The organism is Streptomyces sp. NPDC054834, from assembly GCF_053611185.1.
Genome location: NZ_JBSGZV010000041.1, coordinates 1 through 21,341, shown reverse-complemented (window position 1 = coordinate 21,341; position 21,341 = coordinate 1). Strand labels below are relative to the sequence as shown.

Annotated in this window: 23 protein-coding genes; 15 read left to right on the top strand and 8 right to left on the bottom strand. The window is 71.6% G+C overall.

The window, feature by feature from the left end; all coding sequences use genetic code 11:
* Positions 1–152: 152 nt before the first annotated feature.
* From ACWGJM_RS37180 to ACWGJM_RS37160, 5 genes are all read left to right on the top strand, one after another.
* A complete protein-coding gene (locus ACWGJM_RS37180; RefSeq protein ID WP_453416171.1) occupies positions 153–1,526 on the top strand; it encodes a diaminopimelate decarboxylase in 1,374 nt (457 codons plus the stop codon).
* Positions 1,527–1,698: 172 nt separating this feature from the next.
* Positions 1,699–2,091, top strand: a complete 393-nt coding sequence (locus ACWGJM_RS37175; RefSeq protein ID WP_453416170.1) for a hypothetical protein — start codon at positions 1,699–1,701, stop codon at positions 2,089–2,091.
* Positions 2,088–2,915: a transcriptional regulator gene (locus tag ACWGJM_RS37170; RefSeq protein ID WP_453416169.1), complete on the top strand. Its 828-nt coding sequence runs from the start codon at positions 2,088–2,090 to the stop codon at positions 2,913–2,915. The genes ACWGJM_RS37175 and ACWGJM_RS37170 overlap by 4 nt, the downstream gene beginning before the upstream one ends.
* Positions 2,916–2,946: 31 nt before the next feature.
* Positions 2,947–3,459 carry a roadblock/LC7 domain-containing protein gene (locus ACWGJM_RS37165; RefSeq protein ID WP_453416168.1) on the top strand — a complete coding sequence of 171 codons (513 nt, stop codon included), beginning with the start codon at positions 2,947–2,949 and terminating at the stop codon, positions 3,457–3,459.
* Between the two features lie 16 nt (positions 3,460–3,475).
* The gene (locus ACWGJM_RS37160; protein WP_453416167.1) at positions 3,476–3,850 is read left to right on the top strand and encodes a hypothetical protein; all 375 of its coding nucleotides are present in this window, start codon (positions 3,476–3,478) and stop codon (positions 3,848–3,850) included.
* Between the two features lie 29 nt (positions 3,851–3,879).
* Here the strand turns inward: ACWGJM_RS37160 and ACWGJM_RS37155 are convergent, their stop codons facing one another.
* From ACWGJM_RS37155 to ACWGJM_RS37145, 3 genes are all read right to left on the bottom strand, one after another.
* Positions 3,880–4,464, bottom strand: coding sequence for a hypothetical protein (locus ACWGJM_RS37155; protein WP_453416166.1), 585 nt, complete (start codon positions 4,462–4,464; stop codon positions 3,880–3,882).
* A gap of 169 nt (positions 4,465–4,633) precedes the next feature.
* Positions 4,634–5,476, bottom strand: a complete 843-nt coding sequence (locus ACWGJM_RS37150; RefSeq protein ID WP_453416165.1) for a MurR/RpiR family transcriptional regulator — start codon at positions 5,474–5,476, stop codon at positions 4,634–4,636.
* Positions 5,473–7,017, bottom strand: coding sequence for an aromatic amino acid ammonia-lyase (locus ACWGJM_RS37145; RefSeq protein WP_453416164.1), 1,545 nt, complete (start codon positions 7,015–7,017; stop codon positions 5,473–5,475). The genes ACWGJM_RS37150 and ACWGJM_RS37145 overlap by 4 nt, the downstream gene beginning before the upstream one ends.
* Positions 7,018–7,158: 141 nt before the next feature.
* Between ACWGJM_RS37145 and ACWGJM_RS37140 the strand changes: the two genes are divergently transcribed.
* From ACWGJM_RS37140 to ACWGJM_RS37120, 5 genes are read left to right on the top strand one after another with little or no spacing between them, the layout of a single operon-like run.
* Complete coding sequence (locus tag ACWGJM_RS37140) at positions 7,159–8,196, top strand: ABC transporter ATP-binding protein (protein WP_453416163.1); 1,038 nt, start codon at positions 7,159–7,161, stop codon at positions 8,194–8,196.
* The gene (locus ACWGJM_RS37135) at positions 8,193–8,834 is read left to right on the top strand and encodes an ABC transporter permease (protein ID WP_453416162.1); all 642 of its coding nucleotides are present in this window, start codon (positions 8,193–8,195) and stop codon (positions 8,832–8,834) included. Before ACWGJM_RS37140 ends, ACWGJM_RS37135 begins: the two co-directional genes overlap by 4 nt.
* Position 8,835: 1 nt before the next feature.
* Positions 8,836–9,498 (top strand): ABC transporter permease, encoded by a 663-nt coding sequence (locus ACWGJM_RS37130; protein ID WP_453416161.1) that lies wholly within the window; start codon positions 8,836–8,838, stop codon positions 9,496–9,498.
* Between the two features lie 11 nt (positions 9,499–9,509).
* A complete protein-coding gene (locus tag ACWGJM_RS37125) occupies positions 9,510–10,442 on the top strand; it encodes an ABC transporter substrate-binding protein (RefSeq protein WP_453416160.1) in 933 nt (310 codons plus the stop codon).
* Positions 10,443–10,500: 58 nt separating this feature from the next.
* Positions 10,501–10,929 (top strand): hypothetical protein, encoded by a 429-nt coding sequence (locus ACWGJM_RS37120; RefSeq protein WP_453416227.1) that lies wholly within the window; start codon positions 10,501–10,503, stop codon positions 10,927–10,929.
* A gap of 13 nt (positions 10,930–10,942) precedes the next feature.
* Here ACWGJM_RS37120 and ACWGJM_RS37115 read toward each other — a convergent pair whose 3' ends face one another.
* Positions 10,943–11,704: an SDR family oxidoreductase gene (locus tag ACWGJM_RS37115; RefSeq protein WP_453416159.1), complete on the bottom strand. Its 762-nt coding sequence runs from the start codon at positions 11,702–11,704 to the stop codon at positions 10,943–10,945.
* Between the two features lie 146 nt (positions 11,705–11,850).
* On the opposite strand from ACWGJM_RS37115, the gene ACWGJM_RS37110 reads away from it, so the two are divergent.
* Positions 11,851–12,684: a helix-turn-helix transcriptional regulator gene (locus tag ACWGJM_RS37110; RefSeq protein WP_453416158.1), complete on the top strand. Its 834-nt coding sequence runs from the start codon at positions 11,851–11,853 to the stop codon at positions 12,682–12,684.
* Positions 12,685–13,028: 344 nt separating this feature from the next.
* Here the strand turns inward: ACWGJM_RS37110 and ACWGJM_RS37105 are convergent, their stop codons facing one another.
* On the bottom strand, positions 13,029–14,420 hold the full coding sequence (locus ACWGJM_RS37105; protein ID WP_453416157.1) for a cystathionine beta-synthase: 1,392 nt from the start codon (positions 14,418–14,420) through the stop codon (positions 13,029–13,031).
* Positions 14,421–14,580: 160 nt separating this feature from the next.
* Here ACWGJM_RS37105 and ACWGJM_RS37100 point away from each other — a divergent pair, with 160 nt between their 5' ends.
* From ACWGJM_RS37100 to ACWGJM_RS37090, 3 genes are all read left to right on the top strand, one after another.
* Positions 14,581–15,642: an SGNH/GDSL hydrolase family protein gene (locus tag ACWGJM_RS37100; RefSeq protein ID WP_453416156.1), complete on the top strand. Its 1,062-nt coding sequence runs from the start codon at positions 14,581–14,583 to the stop codon at positions 15,640–15,642.
* Positions 15,643–15,802: 160 nt separating this feature from the next.
* Entirely contained in the window at positions 15,803–17,023 is a 1,221-nt protein-coding gene (locus tag ACWGJM_RS37095) for an acetyl-CoA C-acetyltransferase (RefSeq protein ID WP_453416155.1), read from the top strand.
* Between the two features lie 274 nt (positions 17,024–17,297).
* Positions 17,298–18,086, top strand: a complete 789-nt coding sequence (locus ACWGJM_RS37090; RefSeq protein ID WP_453416154.1) for a hypothetical protein — start codon at positions 17,298–17,300, stop codon at positions 18,084–18,086.
* Positions 18,087–18,098: 12 nt separating this feature from the next.
* On the opposite strand, the gene ACWGJM_RS37085 is transcribed toward ACWGJM_RS37090, so the two are convergent.
* On the bottom strand, positions 18,099–18,410 hold the full coding sequence (locus ACWGJM_RS37085; RefSeq protein ID WP_453416153.1) for a hypothetical protein: 312 nt from the start codon (positions 18,408–18,410) through the stop codon (positions 18,099–18,101).
* A 105-nt stretch (positions 18,411–18,515) separates the two neighbouring features.
* Here ACWGJM_RS37085 and ACWGJM_RS37080 point away from each other — a divergent pair, with 105 nt between their 5' ends.
* Positions 18,516–18,746, top strand: a complete 231-nt coding sequence (locus ACWGJM_RS37080; RefSeq protein WP_355929187.1) for a DUF4287 domain-containing protein — start codon at positions 18,516–18,518, stop codon at positions 18,744–18,746.
* Between the two features lie 118 nt (positions 18,747–18,864).
* Here the strand turns inward: ACWGJM_RS37080 and ACWGJM_RS37075 are convergent, their stop codons facing one another.
* Positions 18,865–19,746: a Bax inhibitor-1/YccA family protein gene (locus tag ACWGJM_RS37075; protein ID WP_453416152.1), complete on the bottom strand. Its 882-nt coding sequence runs from the start codon at positions 19,744–19,746 to the stop codon at positions 18,865–18,867.
* A 213-nt stretch (positions 19,747–19,959) separates the two neighbouring features.
* Positions 19,960–21,186, bottom strand: a complete 1,227-nt coding sequence (locus ACWGJM_RS37070) for a 4-hydroxybenzoate 3-monooxygenase (RefSeq protein WP_453416151.1) — start codon at positions 21,184–21,186, stop codon at positions 19,960–19,962.
* Between the last annotated feature and the right edge of the window lie 155 nt (positions 21,187–21,341).

Here is a 21,341-nt window from a genome sequence, read left to right as displayed (position 1 = left end):
CGTCTGCCTCCTCCTGTTACTACGTCTATTCAAATCATGGACGCCTGAATAGAGCTAGTCAATACATCGGTGCGCCAAGTCGGTGTCGCAAAGGTGTATGGCTGGAAGTACCGGAGGAACAGGTACGCACACCGACGAAAGCGGGGGAAACCATGCAGCAGGGTGCCGACAGCACGGGGGAAGGCCGCGCGGCCCGGCGTGACGAGGCGGTGCGGGCCGTCGTGGAGCAGGGGCTGCTCGGCCCCGGGGCGCCCGTGGTGGGGCTGCTGGACGTCACCGGTATCCGGGAGTCGGCGGCCGAGCTGCGCGCGGCGTTCGAGGAGGTGCTGGCGCCGGATACGCCCGTGCTGCACGCCTTCGCGGTGAAGGCGACCCCGCTGGTGCCGGTGCTGCGGCTGCTGGACGAGGCGGGGGTCGGCGCGGAGGTGGCGAGCCCGGGCGAGCTGGCCCTGGCGCGGGCGGCCGGGCTGCCGCCGGAGCGGATCGTGCTGGACTCGCCCGCCAAGACGCCCGAGGAACTGCGGGAGGCGCTGGCGCACGGGATCGCGGTCAACGCGGACAACCCGCAGGAGCTGGCGCGCATCGACGCCCTGGTGGGGGCCGCGCCCAGCCGTTCCCCGCTCGGGATCCGGGTCAATCCGCAGATCGGCGGGGGGTCGATCGAGGCGACCTCGACGGCGACGGAGACCTCGAAGTTCGGGGTGGCGCTGCGCGACGAGGGGGCCCGGGAGTGGGTCGTGCGGGCGTATCTGGACCGGCCGTGGCTGACCCGGCTGCACGCGCACACCGGCTCACAGGGCATCCCGCTGTCGCTGATGGCGCGGGGGGCGGCGGAGGCGTACGGGCTCGCCGAGGAGATCAACGCGCGCGCGGGGCGGCGGCAGGTGGACACGCTCGACATCGGCGGCGGGCTGCCGGTGAACTTCGGCTCCGATGCGACGACACCGACGTACGCGCAGTACGCCCGGATGCTGAGCGAGGTGGTGCCGGGGCTGTTCGACGGGCGGTACGGGCTGGTGACGGAGTTCGGGCGGTCCCTGCTGGCCAAGCACGGGACGGTGGTGGCCCGGGTGGAGTACGCCAAGAGCGCGGGCGGACGGCGGGTGGCGGTGACGCACGCGGGCGTTCAGGTGGCGGCGCGGACGGTGTACGTGCCGGGGACGTGGCCCCTCAGGATCGCCGCGTACGACGCGAAGGGGCGGCCGAAGACGGGGCCCGAGGTGGTGCAGGACGTGGCGGGGCCGGCCTGCTTCTCGGGCGACCTGCTCGCTCAGGGGCGCGCCCTGCCGCTGCTGGAGCAGGGCGACCACGCGGCGGCCCTGGACACCGGCGCCTACTACTTCGCGCACCACTACACCTACAACTCCCTTTTGCGACCCGGCGTTTACGGCTTCGTCCCGGACGGGGCGGGAGGCGTTGCGTTCGCGACGGTGCGCGAACCGCAGACGCCCGACGAGATCGTGGCCGAGTCCGGAGGGGCGCACGTCACAGCCCTCACCACCCTCGGCGCATCCGGGCGCCGTTGACGCACCCCCACGTTCACTCGATCAAGTGGGCCGACATCAGGGCAAGTTGACCCACACTAGTCCCCCGGACGCATGTTCCACTGGAAAATGCCAGAAGCCTCACCTGCCACGCACACGTTGCGTAGTGTCTGCGTCACTCAGCCGGAGTCCCAGGCGGGAGGGGAGCCCAACGATGCCCGGAATCGACGAGTGCCTTCTGGAAGCGATGCGTCTGCCCGGTGCCCGAGGCGCGGCTCTGGTGGACTGGACGAGCGGGCTGGCCCTGGGCACCGTCGGGGACTCCCCCGGCGGTGACCACGAGACGACCGCGGCCGAGGCGGCCGAACTGGCCCGGCTGGCCGCCGAGCACGGGGCGTTCGCCGCCGCCGGGGACGCCGAGGACGAACACCCGCCGGTCGAGGATCTGATCATCAGCAACCGGGACAGCTACCACCTGCTGCGGTTCGTGGACACGTCGTTCGACAGCACCGTGCTGCTGCACCTGTGGCTGGCCCGCGGGGACGGCAATCTGGCCCTCGCGCGGATCCGGCTCGGGGAGATGGCCGCCGGGCTGGTGCTGGGATGACCATGGTCAGAACGCCTCCGCCGCCGCCCCTGCCCGTGCGGGACAGAAGAGCCGAAGGGGAGTGGGGCCGTGCCGCCCTCTCGCCGATGCTGACCCGGCTCGCCGAGGAACGGGCCACCGGTGTCCTCGCCCGCGAGCACGGCACGCTGCACCTCTCCGAGGGCCGGGTGGTGCACGCCGAGAGCCCCCTCGCCCCGGGTCTCGGCCTGCTCCTCACGGCCCACGGCACCCTGGAGCCGGCCACCTGGCGGCAGGCCGCGGAACGGGCCGGCGACGCGCCCGGCGCCGCCCGTCTGCTGCTCGGCGCCGGACGGCTGACGGCGGGCGCGCTGGAGCTGTGCCACCTGGGCGCGGTGTTCGACGCCGGGTACTTCGCCCTGGCGCCGAGCAGCACCCCCGGCCACTTCCGGTACGGGCCGGTGACCGCCCCGGCCGCCCTGCACCCCATCCCGGTCACCGTGCTGGAGCGGGAGACCCTGCGCCGCCGCCTGCTGCTGCACCGCGTCTGGCCGGACCCGGCGACCGACAGCGCCCCGCTGATCCGCGCCGACCCGCTCTCGGCCCCGCAGGTCACACCCCGCCAGCGGGCGGTGCTGACCCGGGTGAACGGCAGCCGTACGGCGGCGGGCATCGCGCTGGAGCTGGGCCGGCCCGCCTTCCACACCCTGATGGACGTACGGCGGCTGGCGGCGGCGGGCCTGATCGCACCGGACCCGGCGGTGTCGGCCCCACCTGCTCACCCACCACCCCCGCCCCCGCCCCCGGTCACCGACCCCGACATCGCGCTGCTGAAGAGGCTCAGGGATGCGCTGGAGGCCCTTTGAACGGCACCGACCCGCCGAGAGGAGACATCTGATGGTGGCCGAGCCAGAGATCCACGCGATCCTGGACGAACTACGGCGACTACGCAGCCGCGTCCCCCAGCTCACCGGCGCCCTGGCAGCCGGCGTCGACGGCCTCGTCGTCGCCCAGGACACTCCCGGCGTCGACCCGGAGGGCCTGGCGGCGCTCACCGCGGCGGCGCTCGGCGTCGCCGTACGGGTCGCCGACGCCACCGGTCAGGGCGACTTCCGGGAACTGCTGGTCCGCGGCGAGCACGGATACGTCGCCACCTACGCGGCCGGCCGCACCGCCGTCCTGACCCTGCTCGCCCAGGACCGCGTCAACGTCGGCCGGCTGCACCTGGAGGGCCGCCGCGCAGGCGCCCGGATCGGCGAGCTGGTCGACGCGGCGGAGGCGGCCGCCAAGGCCGCCCAGCCCGCCCAGCCCGCCCGGCCGCCCGGCCGGGCCACCACCGCACGAACCCTCAGACCCACTCGTACGCCACGTGCCGCGGCCACCGACGCGCGCACCGCAACCGACAGTTGAAAGGACACGACACACCATGGCCAACACCGAGACCGCACTGAAGGAATGCCTCGCCTCCATCGAGGGTGCCACCGGCGTCGCGCTCGTCGACTACACCAGCGGGATGGCGCTGGGCACGATGGGCGGCAGCAAGAGCTTCGACCTCAACGTGGCCGCCGCCGGGAACACCGACGTCATCCGGGCCAAGATGCGCACCATGGAGCACCTCGGCCTGAAGGGCGAGATCGAGGACATCCTGATCACCCTCTCGAACCAGTACCACCTGATCCGGCTGCTCAAGGGACGCGGTGGCAACGGCCTGTTCCTCTACCTGGTGCTGGACGCCGGCCGGTCCAACCTGGCGATGGCCCGGCACCAGCTGAGGAAGATCGAGGAGGAACTGGAGGTCTGAGGGAGGTCTCAGCGCGGCCCCGGCGGCGGTCAGACGAGCGCCGCGGTGCGGCGGCGGGTCCCGCCCGGGGCCGCGTCGCCGGCCGCGATGCCCGTACCGCGGAAGGCCTTGACGGCCTTGCCCGCGGGACGGCCGCCGCGCTTGCCGAGCCAGTCGACACGCACCCACAACAGCTCGTCCAGGGCCCGCTCGCGCCGCCCGAGCCAGGCCGCCTTGAGCCTGAGCCCGGTGCCTGTCCCGGCCAGCAGCAGCCCGCCCGCCGAGGGCACCACAAAGGCACTGCCCAGCGCGACGAGGAAGGCCAGCAGCAGCCACCAGCGGTGACCCCGGCGCCAGTTGCGCACGGTCACCGCGCGGTCCTGGAGCACGTCGTGCTTGCCCGCGCGGGCCACCCCGCGGGCGAGGCCCGCGTACCGCCCACGGCGCACCAGGGCCACCACGGCGGCGGCGACGAGGAACAGCGCGGCCCCCGCGAGAACCCCGATCCGGCGCCCGGTCACCCCGGGCGGCAGCACCCCGATGCCCGCCGCGAACACCCCGAGCCACCACAGCGGCGCGGCCCCCGCCCGTACGACGACGGCCACCCGCGCCAGTCCCTGTCCTCCACGCGCCATGTCCGCAGCCTCCTCGCCGCTCCCGGCCCAGTCCGTATGCCGGGACGCTAACGAGCGAAGGTGAGACGAGTCTTAGAACAGAGTCTTGTCCTGGAACAGAGTCCTGTCCTGGAACAGAGTCCTGTCTCGGAACAGAGTCCTGTCCTGGAACAGAGCCTGGAACGCCGGGTCATTCCACGAACAGCCCCCGCGTCGCCGCCCGCACGTCGAACTCCTCCAGCCGCGCCTGGGCGTCCGGCAGGTCGTCGCACATGGCCTCCAGCAGCACCCGCCCGAGCAGCATCGGCGCGCACGCGGTGTCGAAGGCGAGCCCGGTGCCGACGGCGGCCGGCAACAGCAGGTCGGACACCTTGGCGACCGGCGCGAACGCCGAGTCGGCGACGGTGACCACGGTCAGGCCCGCCTCCTTGGCGTAGGAGAGGGTGTCGACGACCTCGCGGGGATGCCGGGGCAGCGCGAAGCACAGCAGGGTGGTGGCACCGGCCCGGACGGCCGCGTCGACGCGGTCGTGGATCATCGTGCCGCCCTCGTTGAGCAGCCGGACGTCCGGGTGGACCTTGGCGGCGAAGTACGCGAAGCCGTACGCCTGGGAGGCGGCGGCCCGCAGTCCGAGCACCGGCAGCGGCCGGGAGGCGGCGAGGAGCCGGCCGGCCCGCTGCACCGGTCGCGGGTCGGCCAGCACCTCCGCGAGGTGCCGCAGGTTCTCGATCTCGGACTCCACGGCCTGCTGGTACTCGTTGTACGGCGCCGAGCCCAGCGCCGGTTCGGCGGGCACGACCTCGCGCAGGTGCTTGCGCAGGGCCGGGTAGCCGTCGAAACCGAGCGCGACCGCGAAACGGGTCACGGAGGGCTGGCTGACCCCGGCCAGCTCGGCCAGCTCCACGCTGGACAGGAAGGGCACGTCGCCGGCCCGCCGCACCATGCTGTGCGCGATGCGCCGCTGGGTCGGCGTGAGCCGGTGCCCTTCGAAGAGCGCCTGCAAGCGGGCGGCAGGACTGTCGGTCACGCTCATGACGTGCTCCCCCTCCAGATGTCCGTGAACCGGTCGAGCAGTGCGGCCGCCGCCGACACGTCGTCCGTGAGCGGCCGGTCGGCCTGGTCGTCGTCGAGCACCGACTCCGCCAGTGCCAGCGCGCGTCCGGCCGGGAGTTCCGGGTCCGGCCTGAGGTCGCGCTGGCGCAGCGCGCGCACGGCGGCGACGAGTTCGCAGCCGACCACCAGACGGTACGCACCACAGGCACGCAGCGTTTGACGGGCGGCCAGCGAGGCGAAGCTGGCCTGTTCCTCGACGCCCCGGGAGAGTACAGCGTGACCGAGCGACGCGGGAGCCGAGAACGCCCGCAGCTCGCCGAGGGCGGCTTCGGCTGCGTACTCCAGGATCATCACTCCGGAGGAGGCTGCCTCGTGGTCGGCGAGGAAGGGGCGCAGGCGGGTGTAGGCGGGCTCGTTGAGGGTGGACAGCCGGGACGTGGACAGCCGGGCCACCTGGGTGACCGCCAGCCTGAAGTGGTCCAGTGCGAGAGCCAGTTGGGCCTGGTAGAAGCCGCCGTGGTGGTAGGCGGCCATGTCCTCGGGGCAGATGAGGGGGTTCTCGGCGGCCGCGTTGATCTCTGTCGTGAGCACCTCCTCCAGCAGGTCCGCCGCGTCGTGCGCGGGGCCGTGGACCTGGGGCAGGCAGCGGAAGCCGTAGGGGTCCTGGATACGGCCGAGCGGCGGCGTGGGCCGGTCGGCGGCGCCGATCAGCTCCCGCATCCGGCGCGCCACTTCCGCGCTGCCCCGGTGCGGGCGGGCCGCGTGCACGGGAGCGGCGTAGGCCTCGTGCGAGCCGTCCACGGCCAGCAGGGAGAGGGCCGCGACGACCTGGGTGGCCGCGATGAGCCCGCGCAGCTCGTGCAGGGCCAGGGCGGACTGGCCGAGGGTGAGCGCGTTGCTGCTGATCAGGGCGAGGGCGTCGTTGTTGTCGAGAGGCTGCGGCTCGGGCGCGCGGACGGCGGGCGGTGAGAGCGGCCCGTCCGGCCCCCGCCACGGATGCTCGCCCGCCAACGCCAGCCCGACCTGTGCCAGGGCCGCGATGTCCCCGGTACCGACGGAGCCGAACTCGTTGACGACCGGGTACGCGCCCGTCTCCAGTGCCTCGCACAGGGCGGTGACGACGCTGGGGCGCAGACCGGCGCCTCCGGCCAGGAGCTGGTTGGCGCGGACCGCGAGCATCGCCCGTACCTGACGGGCCGGCAGTTCCGCGCCGATGGCGCCGGCGTGGCTGCGCAGCAGACGCAAGCCGTGTCCGGCGGCGGCCTCGGTGGGCACATCCTCGTTCCGGTTGGCGCCCACGCCGGTGGAGCGGCCGTAGACCCGCCCGGTCGCGGCGATCTGCCGGGCCGCGTCCCAGGACTCCGCCGCCCGCTTCATGGCGTCGGTGCCCGGCACCGGCCGCGCCGCGCCGTCGGCGAGCCGCACGACGTCCGCCACGCCGAGACCGACCCCGTCGAGGACGACAAGTCCGCGGTGCTCGGGGGTCACAGCTCCCGGCATGTCCACGATTCGAGACGACATAAAGCCCAAAATCCCCTCCACCCGGACATTCGATCTCGCCTGACGACCATCGGTTACCCCGGATTAACGCGGGAGCATTGACAACCTATTCAGACACCAAGAACTCTGCATGACGTTATACAGCCGGGCAAGGGACATCTCATGATCCAGTTCGATGCGGTCCACAAGCGCTTCCCCAACGGCACGACAGCAGTCCACGACCTCTCCCTGGAGATGCCCGAGGGCGGCGTGACCGTCCTGGTCGGATCTTCCGGTTGCGGCAAGACGACCACCCTGCGGATGATCAACCGAATGGTGGAGCCGACCTCCGGCACCATCCGCGTCGGCGGTCGGGACGTCACCGAGCAGGACGCCGCCGAGCTGCGCCGCTCCATCGGGTACGTCATCCAGCAGGCGGGACTCTTCCCCCACCGCACGGTGCTCGACAACATCGCCACCGTCCCGCTCCTGCTCGGCTGGAACCGCAGGAAGGCGCGCGCCCGGGCGGCCGAGCTCCTTCAGACCGTCGGCCTCGCCTCCGACGCCGGCAAGCGCTACCCGCACCAGCTCTCCGGCGGCCAGCAGCAGCGCGTCGGCGTCGCCCGCGCCCTGGCCGCCGACCCGCCGGTACTGCTCATGGACGAGCCGTTCGGCGCGGTGGACCCGGTCGTGCGCACCCAGCTCCAGGACGAGCTCCTCCGCCTTCAGAAGGAGCTGAGCAAGACCATCGTCTTCGTCACCCACGACATCGACGAGGCCGTACGGCTGGGCGACCGCATCGCGATCTTCCGCACCGGCGGCCACCTGGTCCAGTGCGCCCCGCCCGCCGAACTGCTCGCCCGCCCCGCCGACGACTTCGTGGCCGACTTCCTCGGCGCCGAGCGCGGCCTGAAGCTGCTGTCCCTGAAGACCCTCGCCGACGTCCCGCAGGGCCCGGCACCCGAGGGCGGCACCTGGTCGCTCGTCCTGGACGAGACGCGCAAGCCTCTGCACTGGGGATCGACGGAAGGGGCCGAGCTTCCCGTACGGCCGCTGAGGGACTCCGACTCCCTGCTCTCCGCGCTCAACGAGTCGATCTCCTCCCCCATCGGCCTGATCGCCCGCGTCGACGCGGCCGGCACGCTCACCGGCGTCTCGTCCCGCGACGACATCCACGAGCACGCGGGCCGGGCGCACGCCGAAGTGGACGTGGCCGCGTGACCGTCGACTGGTCGTGGATAGGCGACCACACCGACGACCTGACCAGCCTGACCCTCTCCCACCTCCAGGCCGCCCTGACCGCCGTGTTCTTCGGCCTGCTGATCTCCCTGCCCCTCGCGGTGGTCGCCCACCGGGTCCGCCCCCTGCGCGGCTTCCTGCTCGGCGTCTCCAACATCCTGTTCACGATCCCCTCGATCGCGATCTTCGTACTGCTTCTCCCCGTCAGCGGCCTGACCCGCACCACCACGGTCATCGGCCTCACCGTCTACACACTGGTCGTGCTGCTGCGGAACACGGTCGAGGGGCTGGACTCGGTCCCCGCGAAGACGAAGGAGGCGGCGAAGGCGATGGGCACCCGCCCGCTGCGCACGCTCCTCACCGTCGAGCTCCCGCTGGCCCTCCCAGTGATCATGGCGGGCGTCCGTATCGCCACCGTCATGTCCATCTCCCTGGTCTCGGTCGCCACCTACATCGGCGACGGCGGCCTCGGCCAGCTCTTCACCGACGGCTTCCAGCGCGACTTCCCGACCCCGGTGATCGTGGGCGTGATCCTCACGATCCTGCTCGCGGTGGTCGCGGACGCCCTGCTGGTGGCCCTCCAGTACGTGCTGACCCCGTGGCGCAGGAGGCGGGCCTGAGATGTACGAGCTGTTCAAGAACCTCGCCAAGTGGCTGACCAGCGGCTCCCAGTGGGCCGGCCCGGACGGCATCGCCCACCGCCTCGCCGAGCACCTCCAGTACTCGCTCCTCGCCACCCTCATCGCCGCCGCGATCGGCCTCCCCCTCGGCCTGCTGATCGGCCACACCGGCAAGGGCGCGTTCCTCGCCATCAACCTGGCGTCCTTCGGCCGCGCCCTGCCGACCGTCGGCCTGGTCGTGCTGGTCTTCCTGGCCGGCGGGCTGTCGATGCTGCCGGTGTACGTCGCGCTGGTCGCCCTGGCCGTCCCCGCGATCGTCACCAACACCTACGCCGGGATGACGGCCGTCGACCCGGACGTCCGCGACGCCGCGCGCGGCCAGGGCATGCGTGGCCGCCAGGTGCTGTTCCAGGTGGAGCTGCCGCTGGCCCTCCCCCTGATCATGACCGGTCTGCGGCTCGCGCTCATCCAGGTCGTCGCCACGGCCACCATCGCCGCGTACGTCTCCTTCGGCGGCCTCGGCCGCTACGTCTTCGACGGACTCGCCCAGCGCGACCTCGTCCAGGTGCTGGGCGGCGCGGTGCTGGTCGCGGTCGTGGCCGTCGTCCTCGATCTGCTGCTCAGCACCTTCCAGCGCTTCGCCTTCCGCCACCGCACTGCCTAGGGACCCCATCGATGAACCGACGTACTCTCCTCGGCGGCCTCTTCGCAGCGGCCTCCGCCCCCGCCCTCTCCTCCTGCGCCGGCGGTGTCACCTCCCTCGACGGTCAGGGGGGTTCGACCGCCGACGGCGGCTCCAGCAAGGGCGGTGTCACCATCGGCACCGCCAACTTCACCGAGAACCAGGTGCTCGGCTACCTCTACGCGGCCGTCCTGTCGGCGGCCGGTGTGAAGGTGAAGGTCCGCCCCAACCTCGGCACCCGGGAGATCGTGATCCCCGCGCTCAAGGCCGGCGACATCGACCTGCTCCCCGAGTACCAGGGCGCCCTGCTGAACTACCTCGCCCCGAAGGACGCCTCTGCGGAGCCGGGCACCATGCAGAACGCGCTCACCCTGGCGCTGCCCGCCGGCCTGCAGGTGCTGCCGTACGGGCAGGCGGCCGACTCCGACTGCTTCGTCGTCACCCGGGCGACCGCCCGGAAGTACGGCCTGGCCTCCCTCGCCGACCTGGCGAAGCAGAACGGCAGGCTGGTCATCGGCGCCGCTCCCGAGGTGAAGAAGCGCCGGGTGGGCGCGGTCGGGCTGAAGGACGTCTACGGCGTCGAGTTCAAGGAGTTCAAGTCGCTGGACTCGGACGGTCCGCTGGTCAAGGGCGCTCTGAAGAAGGGCGACGTGGACGTGGCGAACCTCTTCACCACCGACACCGACATCGCGGCCAACGGCTGGGTGGTGCTGGCCGACCCGAAGAACCTGATCCCCAGCCAGCACATCGTCCCGCTGATCGCCGACCGCAAGGCCGACTCCACCGTCCGCAAGGCCCTCGCCCGCCTCGGCAACATCCTCACCACCGCCCAGCTCACCGAGCTCAACCGCCAGGTGGACAAGGACAAGAAGGATCCGGAGGACGTGGCGAACGCCTACGCGAAGCAGTACGGCCTCACCAAGTAGGGGGGCTAACCCCAGTGCGGCGGGCGTCCCCGCTCCCTACCGTGTGCTCATGACCGCTATGGAGGCGCGGGACGCCGATCTGAAGAAGGAACTCGACGCCACCCTGCAAGCACGCAGGGAACTGGGTGAGGAGTACGAGTCCGCACTGGTGGACTCTTTCCTGGAGAAGGTCGAGCAGCGCATCGACGGCGCGGTGGAGCGCCGGGTGCGCCGGCAGCTGGCCGAGCAGCAGCTCCAGGTCGCCCGGGGCAGCCGGGAGCCGAGGAACGGCGACTCCTGGGGTGAGCGCTTCGGCTTCGGCATCGTCTCGCTGGTACTGGCGATCCCGCTGTCGGCGATCGGCGGCGGCATCGCGCACCTGCCCGGCCTGCTGACCGCCTGGGCGGGCATCGTGGGCGTCAACGCGGTCCAGGCGGTCCGCGCCAACCCGGGCCTGTTCGACCGGCGGCGCCGCGCCTCCTCCCAGGACTCCGACTGGGAGGAGTGACAGGAGTGCCCCCTCACGCCTGCCGGGTCGGCAGCACCATGATCTGCCGCAGGTTCACGTGCCGGGGGCGGCTCGTCGCGTAGGCGATGACGTCCGCGACCTCCTCGGAGGCCAGCCCACCGAGCCCCTCGAACATGCGGTCGAGCTCCCCGGCCAGCTCCGCGCTGGCCACGTGCGTCCCGAGTTCGGACTGCGTCAGCCCCGGCTCGATGTTGGTGACCCGCACGTCGCGTGGCCCGAACTCGGTGCGCAGCGACTGGGAGAGATAGGTGACGGCGGCCTTGGTCGCCCCGTACACCGCGTAGTGGGGGAACGTGATGTGGGCACCGACCGAGGAGATGTTCACCAGGTCCGCGGTACGGCCCTCGGCGGCGGCCCCCACCAGGTCCGCGGTGAAGGCCCGGATCATCCGCAGCACCCCGGTCACGTTGGTGTCGAGCATCCGCTGCCACTCGTCGAGGCGGCCGTCGTCGACCGGGTGGGGCAGCATGACGCCGGCGTTGTTGACGACCAGGTCGACTGACCCGTACGCCTCCTGGATCCGTTCCTTGGCGGCCTGCACGGACGCGTCGTCGGTGACGTCGGCGACGACCGCCAGCGCCTGCCCGCCGTCGGACCGGATCTTCGCGGCGATCTCCTCCAGTCGCTCCCCGCGCCGGGCGAGCAGCGCGACCCGCGCGCCCTGGGCCGCGAGCAGCACGGCGACGGACTCGCCGATCCCGCTGGCGGCGCCCGTGACGACGGCGGTGCGGCCGGAAAGGTTCTCGTACGACATGGGTGGCTCCCTCGGTTCGCGGCCGGGGCGTCTCCCCGGCGGCACTCACCACCCTGCGCCGCCATCCCGTCCGTACCCAGGGATGCGCTTTTCCTGGGTCTGCCAGTACCAGGTTCGCGGCCGGCCTCTCCCCTACGATCGAACCCATGGACGGGGACCTCGGAGACTTCCTGCGCTCACGCCGCGCCCGCATCCAGCCCGAGGAGGTGGGGCTGACCTCGTACGGTCGGCGCCGCGTGCCCGGACTGCGCCGCGAGGAGGTGGCGCAGCTGGCGGGGGTGAGCGTCGACTACTACATCCGGCTGGAGCAGGGGCGGGGGCAGAGCGTCTCGGACGCGGTGCTGGACGCGGTCGCCCGGGTGCTGCGGCTTGACGAGACGGAGCAGGAGTACCTGCGGACGGTGGCGCGTCCGGCGCGGCAGAAGCAGAGCAAGCGCCCGCCCGCGCCCCGCGTGCGCCCCGGCGTGCAGCTGCTGCTGGACGGCATGGAGCGCAGCCCGGCCTTCGTGCTGGGCCGCCGCATGGACGTACTGGCCTGGAACGCCCTCGGGGACGCGGTGAACGGCTTCAGCCGCATGGCCCCGAGCGACCGGAACATCCCCCGCCACGTCTTCCTGGACCCCGCGGGCCGGGACCTCTACCCGGAGTGGTCCGCGGTGGCCGCCCAGACGGTGGCCTACCTGCGCCTGAACGCGGGCCTGCACGCCGACGACCCCGAGCTGTGCACCCTGGTCGGTGAACTCTCCCTCAGGAGCGAGGACTTCCGCCGTCTGTGGGCCGACCACCAGGTCGCGGAGTGCGCGTACGGCGTGAAGAAGATCCGGCACCCGGTGGTGGGCGTGCTGACCCTCCCGTACGAGACGCTGACCGTCCCGGGGGACCAGGAGCAGACGATCGTGGCGTACACCCCGGAGCCGGGCTCGGAGACGGCGGAACGGCTGGCGCTGCTGGGCAGTTGGGAGTCGAGTCCCGCCCGCTGAAAGAGCTGTGCGGGGAAGAGATATACGCGGGGACCGCCGCACCCCCGTTGCCGGGGGGCGGGACGACGGCGGTCCCCGCGAGGGACGCGGGCCGGGTCAGGGCCGGGCTTGCGCGTCCGTGGCGTCCGTGGAGGTCCGGGAGCCGCTCCGGAGGTCCTTGGCGCCGTTCGGTGCCGGCCGGGGCGGGGAGCCGCTCCCGCCCTGCCGACACCCACTAATGTGCCGGACCCGTGTTAAGCGGGTGCTGCGTGCACGTGACGCGCTCGTACCACTTCCGCGAAGTCCACCACTTCGGTAGGACACCGCAAGTTCCGCTGGGACACCGGTGGTCCACCGGACGTTCGCTACTGCTTTCCGCCCTTGGCGAGGAAGGACAGCAGGTCCTGCCGGCTGACCACGCCGGTCGGCTTGCCCTCGACGAGGACGATCGCGGCGTCCGCCGAACCGAGCACCGTCATCAGGTCCCCGACCGGTTCGCCGGAGCCGACCTGGGGCAGCGGGGCGCCCATGTGCTTCTCCAGCGGATCCTCCAGCGAGGCCCGCTTGTTGAACAGCGCGTCGAGCAACTCCCGCTCCACGACCGACCCGACGACCTCGGCGGCCATCACGTCCGGGTGACCGGCGCCCGGCTTGACCACCGGCATCTGCGAGACGCCGTACTCGCGCAGCACCTCGATGGCCTGGCCGACGGTCTCGTCCGGGTGCATGTGGACCAGGGACGGGATGGAGCCGGCCACCTTGTCCTGGAGGACGTCCGCGACCCGGGCGCTGGGGCCCTCGTCCTCGAGGAAGCCGTAGTCGGCCATCCACTCGTCGTTGAAGATCTTGCTGAGGTAGCCGCGGCCGCTGTCGGGGAGCAGGACCACGACGACGTCGTCCGGGCCGAGGCGCTCGGCGACGCGCAGCGCGGCCACGACGGCCATGCCGCAGGACCCGCCGACCAGCAGCCCCTCCTCCTTCGCCAGCCGCCGGGTCATCTGGAAGGAGTCCTTGTCGGACACGGCGACGATCTCGTCCGCCACCGTCCGGTCGTAGGCGGTCGGCCAGAAGTCCTCACCGACGCCCTCGACGAGGTACGGCCGTCCGGAGCCGCCGGAGTACACCGAGCCCTCGGGGTCGGCGCCGACGACCTGGACCTTGCCGTCGCTGGCGTCCTTCAGGTAGCGGCCGGTGCCGGAGATGGTGCCGCCGGTGCCGACGCCCGCCACGAAGTGGGTGATCTTCCCCTCGGTCTGCTCCCACAGCTCGGGGCCGGTCGAGTGATAGTGCGAGAGCGGGTTGTTGGGGTTGGAGTACTGGTCGGGCTTCCAGGCGCCGGGCGTCTCGCGCACCAGCCGGTCGGAGACGTTGTAGTACGAGTCCGGGTGCTCCGGATCCACGGCGGTCGGGCACACGACCACCTCGGCGCCGTACGCCCGCAGCACGTTGATCTTGTCGGTGCTCACCTTGTCGGGGCACACGAAGATGCACTTGTACCCCTTCTGCTGGGCCACGATGGCCAGGCCCACGCCGGTGTTTCCGCTGGTCGGCTCGACGATGGTGCCGCCCGGCTTGAGCTCTCCGCTCTGCTCGGCGGCCTCGATCATGCGCAGGGCGATGCGGTCCTTCACGGAACCGCCCGGGTTGAAGTACTCCACCTTGGCCAGGACGGTCGCCTGGATCCCCTTGGTCACACTGTTGAGCCTCACCAGCGGGGTGTTGCCGACGAGGCTGATCATCGAGTCGTGGAATCGCACCGTTGTCTCCGGTTGCTGCAAAAAGTGATGGTCGTGATTGGTCCCGCCAGCCTACGGCCCTCGACGGCACCGCGAAGGCCTTCACTCGGCGTTGAGATTGGCGCACGGGCTGTACGGGGCAAGGAGTGGGTGTACGGCTTCCAGGAGGTGGCGGCGAGGCATGACGAGCATGTCGAGGGCGAGAGTGGCCCGGCGGATCGCGGCCGGTGCGGCGTACGGCGGTGGCGGGGTCGGGCTGGTCGGCGCGGCCACCGTCGGTGTGGTGCTGGCGGAGCTGCGGCTGGCCAAGCGGCACGTGGGCAACGGCTCGAAAGGCCGGTTACCGGTGGCGGACGGCGTGTACGGCGCCGAGTACGACATCCCCGGCGAACCGCCCCTGCGCCTGACCATGCTGGGCGACTCCACGGCCGCGGGCCAGGGGGTGCACCGGGCGGGCCAGACACCGGGCGCGCTGCTGGCCTCGGGACTGTCGGCGGTGGCGGAACGCTCGGTGGAGCTGCGCAACGTCGCCCAGCCCGGCGCCCAGTCGGACGACCTGGACCGCCAGGTGGGACTGGTCCTCTCCGATCCCTCCCCCGTCCCCGACATCTGCGTGATCATGATCGGTGCGAACGACGTCACGCACCGGATGCCCCCGACCCGCTCGGTCCGTCATCTGGCGACGGCGGTACGGCGGCTGCGCACGGCCGGTGCCGAGGTGGTGGTCGGCACGTGCCCTGATCTGGGCACCATCGAGCCGGTGCAGCAGCCACTGCGCTGGCTGGCCCGCCGCGCCTCCCGGCAGCTGGCGGCGGCCCAGACGATCGGGGTGGTCGGGCAGGGCGGCCGCACGGTGTCGCTGGGCGACCTGCTGGGCCCCGAGTTCGCCGCGAACCCGCGTGAGCTGTTCGGCCCCGACAACTACCACCCCTCTGCCGAGGGCTACGCCACGGCGGCGATGGCGGTCCTCCCGACCGTCTGCGCCGCTCTCGGCCTCTGGCCGGCGGAGGAGGACCGCCCGGACGTCAGCCGCCGCGAGGGCTTCCTCCCGGTGGCCCGTGCGGCCGCCGAAGCCGCGGACGAGGCCGGCACGGAGGTCACGGCGGCGATGCCGACCGGCCCCCGCGGCCCCTGGGCCCTCCTCAAGCGGCGTCGCAGGCGCCAGGTGCTGGAACCGGAGCCGGCTCCCGAGCCCGCGCCCTCCGTGCCGCGTGCGGGGTCCGGAGGGAAAGCAAGCGCTTAGAAACTGCGGTCAGGGTCACACCGTGACACACGTGACCTCGGCCATACGTACGGGTAACTTCACAGGAAGCCCCCAGCCAACTCCCCGTACGCCCACCCGCCGCCCGACCGCCACCCCTCATCGAAGCGCTACGCGCTGCCCTTTTTGAACTGGAGCCGTGATGCCCGAAGCCGTCATCGTCTCGACCGCCCGCTCGCCGATCGGCCGCGCCTTCAAGGGCTCTCTCAAGGACCTGCGCCCGGACGACCTCACCGCCACGATCATCCAGGCCGCCCTGGCCAAGGTCCCCGAGCTGGACCCCAAGGACATCGACGACCTGATGCTCGGCTGCGGTCTCCCGGGCGGCGAGCAGGGCAACAACCTCGGCCGGATCGTCGCCGTGCAGATGGGCATGGACCACCTGCCGGGCTGCACGATCACCCGTTACTGTTCCTCCTCGCTCCAGACCAGCCGCATGGCCCTGCACGCCATCAAGGCCGGCGAGGGCGACGTCTTCATCTCGGCCGGCGTCGAGACGGTCTCCCGGTTCGTCAAGGGCAACTCCGACAGCGTGCCGGACACGCACAACCCCTTCTTCGCCGAGGCCGAGGCCCGTACCGCCGCCGTCGCGGAGCAGGAGGGCACGACCTGGCACGACCCCCGCGAGGACGGCCTGGTCCCGGACGCCTACATCGCGATGGGCCAGACCGCGGAGAACCTCGCCCGCCTGAAGGGCATCACCCGCCAGGACATGGACGAGTTCGGCGTCCGCTCCCAGAACCTCGCCGAGGAAGCCATCAAGAACGGCTTCTGGGAGCGCGAGATCACCCCGGTCACCCTCCCCGACGGCACGGTCGTCAGCAAGGACGACGGCCCGCGCGCCGGCGTCACCCTGGAGGGCGTCCAGGGCCTCAAGCCGGTCTTCCGCCCGGACGGCATGGTCACCGCCGCCAACTGCTGCCCGCTCAACGACGGCGCCGCCGCGCTCGTCATCATGTCCGACACCAAGGCCCGCGAGCTGGGCCTGACCCCGCTCGCCCGCATCGTGTCGACCGGCGTCTCCGGCCTGTCCCCCGAGATCATGGGCCTCGGCCCGGTCGAGGCCAGCAAGCAGGCCCTCCGGCGCGCCGGCCTGACCATCGACGACATCGACCTGGTCGAGATCAACGAGGCCTTCGCCGCCCAGGTGATCCCCTCCTACCGCGACCTCGGCATCGACCTCGACAAGCTGAACGTCAACGGCGGCGCCATCGCCGTCGGCCACCCGTTCGGCATGACCGGTGCCCGCATCACCGGCACGCTCATCAACTCGCTCCAGTTCCACGACAAGCAGTTCGGCCTGGAGACGATGTGCGTCGGCGGCGGCCAGGGCATGGCGATGGTCATCGAGCGCCTCAGCTGAGCGCCGTAAAGTAGCGGTCACTGGACCCAAAGTGACGCTCCGGCCCGGCCTTCGAGAAAAACTCGAACGCCGGGCCGGTTTGTGATCCAATCTCCCCCAGGATGTGACCTATCTCCCGCCCGGGAGATGTCAAGGCAGGTCAGAGCGGCTGTACGCAGGAAGCCCAAGACAGAGATCTGTCCGTTTCGTGACGTTACGCACTGACAGCTGGTTAGTCCGCCCTTCAAGCTGATGTAGGAAGTCGGGGGGTCGACTTTTAACCGGGAGTACGTCAGTGAGCGCCATGCCGATCGCCCTGCTGGTCACCACGGCCGCCACCGGCGCCGTGGGCGCCGCCGTCCTGCGCACCCTTCTGGGCTTGCGTCGGCAGCTCGCGGCCCTGCGCACGCAGCTCGCCGAGAACGCCGAGAGCAACGGCGCCGCGACGCGCGCCCTGCTGCCCGCCGCCCGGACCGCCGAGGCCGAAGAGATACGCGCGGCCGTGGCCGAGGCACTCGCCGAGGAGCGGGAGCGGGAGCTGGCCGAGGCGCGGGCGTTCTGGGCCGCCCAGGAGGCCCGCGAGACCTCCGACACGCCCACCCTGCTCGGCCTCCCCGACAGCGAGCTGTTCCTGCCCCGCACGGCCGACTTCGCCGGCCTGGAGCCGGTGACGGAGCCCGGCCCGGACAACGACGAGTTCGCCGGGGAGTCCCCGGAGCTGGCCGCGGCCCGCCGCCGCCACCCCTCCCACCCCGACTTCGTTCCGGTCCAGTCGCCGGTCGTGGGCGACCACGAGCGCACGGTCACCGTCCTCGAAGGGCTCGCCGAGTCCCGCACGGAACTGACCGACGTGCGCCCCGGCCCCCTCGGCACCCTCGACGTCTACGTCTTCGCCGACGGCACGACCCTGTGCATGACCCCCGGCCACCGCGAGACCGCCGAACGCCTGGCAGCGGCCCTGCGCACCGGCGAGAAGCCGCACCTGCTGGGCGGCTCCGGCATCTCGGGCGCGTACACGCTGACGTTCGCGTGCGGCGAGGAGAGCGTCTACATCCTGGCGGACAGGGTCATCGCCTCGCTCTGAGGCACCGGGTCCTCAGACCCCCGCCCTCTTCTGCGCCTCCGCCACCAGCCTCACCGCTTCGTCGACCTCGGCGTCACTCGACAGCACGATCGCCAAGTCATGCCCGGCCACGGTGATTTGGTCGGCCGCCGCGAACATTCCCGCGTCCGGCATCTGTCGGGGTTCCCCCGAAGGGTCCTCGAGCCGCTGGGCCCACACGGCCAACTCCCGGCCCAGCCGCAGAGCCTCAGCGGCAGCGCCCCGTTGGAGTCGGGACTGCGGCGCCGCCCGCAAACGATCGGCGAAGTGATCCACGGCACGGGTCAGGGGCGTCGTATCAACCACGCCGTGAGCGTAACGCGTCTCAGCGGGACTGTTGCCAACACGCCAACGCTAGGGCACGGTGACCTGAAGGACCGGCTTACATCCCCTTTGCGTTCGGAGGTGCCGATGTCCCAACTCTTCTCCGAGGAGACCCACCGCAACCTGCTCGCCCGCATCCCCCAGTGCACCGGTCGTGAAGTCTCCGACTGGTTGCGCACCGTCGAAGACGGACCCGCTCTCTTCCGCTTCGAGGAAAAAGTCAGCTGGCTCCGGCACGAGCACAACCTCGCGTACGGCCACGCCAAGGCGATCGTCCACGAGTACGACCTGAGGAGGGCCGCGCGCAAGCTGCGCTAGGTGTACTCGGCCGGGCCCTGGCCGCGCACCCACACGACGAACCGCATACGACTAGCCCGCACACGACGAAGGGCCCCGGGGAGCACCCAGGGCCCTTCTCGCTACCGCCGGGCGGTGGCTAGTCGCTGCTGCTGAAGATGGCCGCGAGCCGCAGCATCTCCACGTAGATCCACACCAGGGTCAGGGTGAGGCCGAACGCGGCCAGCCAGGCCTCCTGGCGCGGGGCGCCGTAGGCGATGCCGTCCTCGATCTGCTTGAAGTCGAGGGTCAGGAAGAACGCGCCGAGGAGCACCGCCAGAATGCCCACGGCCGCGCCCAGCGGGCCGAAGCTGCGCAGACCGCCGTCCTCGGCGACGCCGAACACGACCAGCAGCAGGTTGACCGCCATGACCAGAATGAACGCCATGGCAATGGCCAGACCGATACGGGCGTACCGGGCGGTGACGCGGATCCAGCCCGCCTTGTAGATCAGGAGGGTGGCCGCCGAGACCGCCATCGTGCCGAGCACCGCCTGGAACGGGGCGCCGCTCCACCGGCTGTTGTACATCTCGCTGATCACGCCGAGGAAGACGCCCTCGAAGGCGGCGTATCCCAGGATCAGCGCGGGCGAGGGGGTGCGCTTGAAGCTCTGGACGAGCGCCAGGACCATCGCTACCAGCGCGGATCCGACCGCCAGGCCGTAGCTGCCGGCCGAGACGGGAAGCAGGGCCCAGGCGAGGACCGCGCCGACGGCGACGGTGCCGAGCGTCATGGCCGAGCGCATGACGACGTCGTCCATCGTCATCCGGCCGGTGGAGACCGGGGCCTGCGGCGGAGCGCCGTACTGCTGGTCCGTCTGGGCGTACGGGTTGGTCGCGTAGGGGTTCTGCGCATACGGGTTGCCCTGCTGCGCATATGGGTTGCCCTGCGCGTACCCGGCCTGCGGCGCGGTGTTGAAGCCCGCGTAGCCGTTGTCGCGGCTGAACCCCCGTCGCGAGAAGACCGGGTTGCTGCTCCTCATTTCACTCCTCCATGGCCACCCTTCGTGGCCTTGGCTCAAGAGTAATAGATTGGCAAAGGAATGATCCTAATACTTGAGGAGGATCTTTCCCTGTCCGTGCTGGCCAACACGCTACGCGGATGCGTGATTCCCGGCCACGGAGCGATCCATTCCTCACCGAACTGGTACACAGCCGGAACCGGACAGGGATGACGGCCGCGCGCCGTCGCGCGCTCAGCCGAAGGGGATGCCCGTGTACGCCTCGGCCAGGTCGGTCTCGGCAGCCCGCGAGGAGGCGATCCGTGCCAGACGGGCGAGCTGGAGGCGGTCCTCGAACGGGGTGGCGTCCGGGGCGCGGTGGAGCAGGGTCGTCATGTCGTAGGAGAACCGTTCCGCCTGCCAGACCCGGCGCAGACAGGTCGCGGAGTAGGCGTCGAGCAGTTCCGCCGAACCGGTGTCACGGCGGTGGGTCAGCGCCCGCGCGAAGGTGACGACGTCCCCGACGGCGAGGTTCAGCCCCTTGGCGCCGGTCGGCGGCACGATGTGGGCGGCGTCGCCGGCGAGGAAGAGGCAGCCGTGCCGCATGGGCTCGTGGACGAAGGAACGCATCGGGGTCACCGACTTCTGGGTGACGGGCCCGCGTTCCAGCCGCCAGCCGTCGGCGGTCTCGACCCGGCGCTCCAGCTCGTCCCAGATCTCGCCGTCGGCCCAGCGCTCCGCCTCCGTGCCCGCGGGCACCTGGAGATAGAGGCGGGAGACGAAGGAGTCAACAGGGAGCGAAGCGACTTCCTTGGAAGGGTGGTGGCGGGTGACGGGCGGGCGCATGGACAGCAGGGCGAAGCCTCGGTCGTGGCGGGCGTAGACCAGCTCGTCGTGCGAGGGGGCGACGTCGGCGAGGATGCCGAGCCAGCCGAAAGGGTACGTCCGTTCGAAGACTTGGGAGAGTGCGGCGGGGACGGCCTTCCTGGACACCCCCCAGAAGCCGTCGCAGCCGACGACGTACTCGCACTCCAGCACGTCCTCACGCCCCGCGTACCGGAAGGGGACGCGGGGTCGGTCGGTATCGGCGTCCTCGACGGCCAGGGCCTCCGCCTCGAACAGCAGCGGGCCGCCCTCCTTCGACTGGAGGGCGATGAGGTCCTTGCAGACCTCGGTCTGGGCGTAGACCATGACGGACCGGCCGCCGGTGAGGGCGGGGAAGTCCACGCGATGGCGCTGCTTGGCGAACCGCAGCTCGATCCCGTCGTGGCGCAGGCCCTCGCGGTCCATGCGCTCCCCGGCGCCGACCGCCCGGAGCACGTCCACCGTGCCCTGCTCCAGGATCCCGGCGCGCTGCCGGTGCTCGACGTAGTCACGGTCGCGGCTCTCCAGGACGACCGAGTCGATACCCGCGGTGTGCAGCAGCCGCGCGAGGAGGAGTCCGGCGGGGCCGGCTCCGATGATGCCGACGGTGGTGCGCATCGGTCGTTCCCTTCGGTTCCCTGATGTTCGCCGGGTGCTGAAGTTCGCCTGGTGAAATTTCCTTCACTTTTCGCGGTCGAGTCTCCGCTCGCCCACCGGTGATGTCAATGGTGATGTCGACGGCCGTACGCACAGCCGTCCGCACAGCCGTCCGC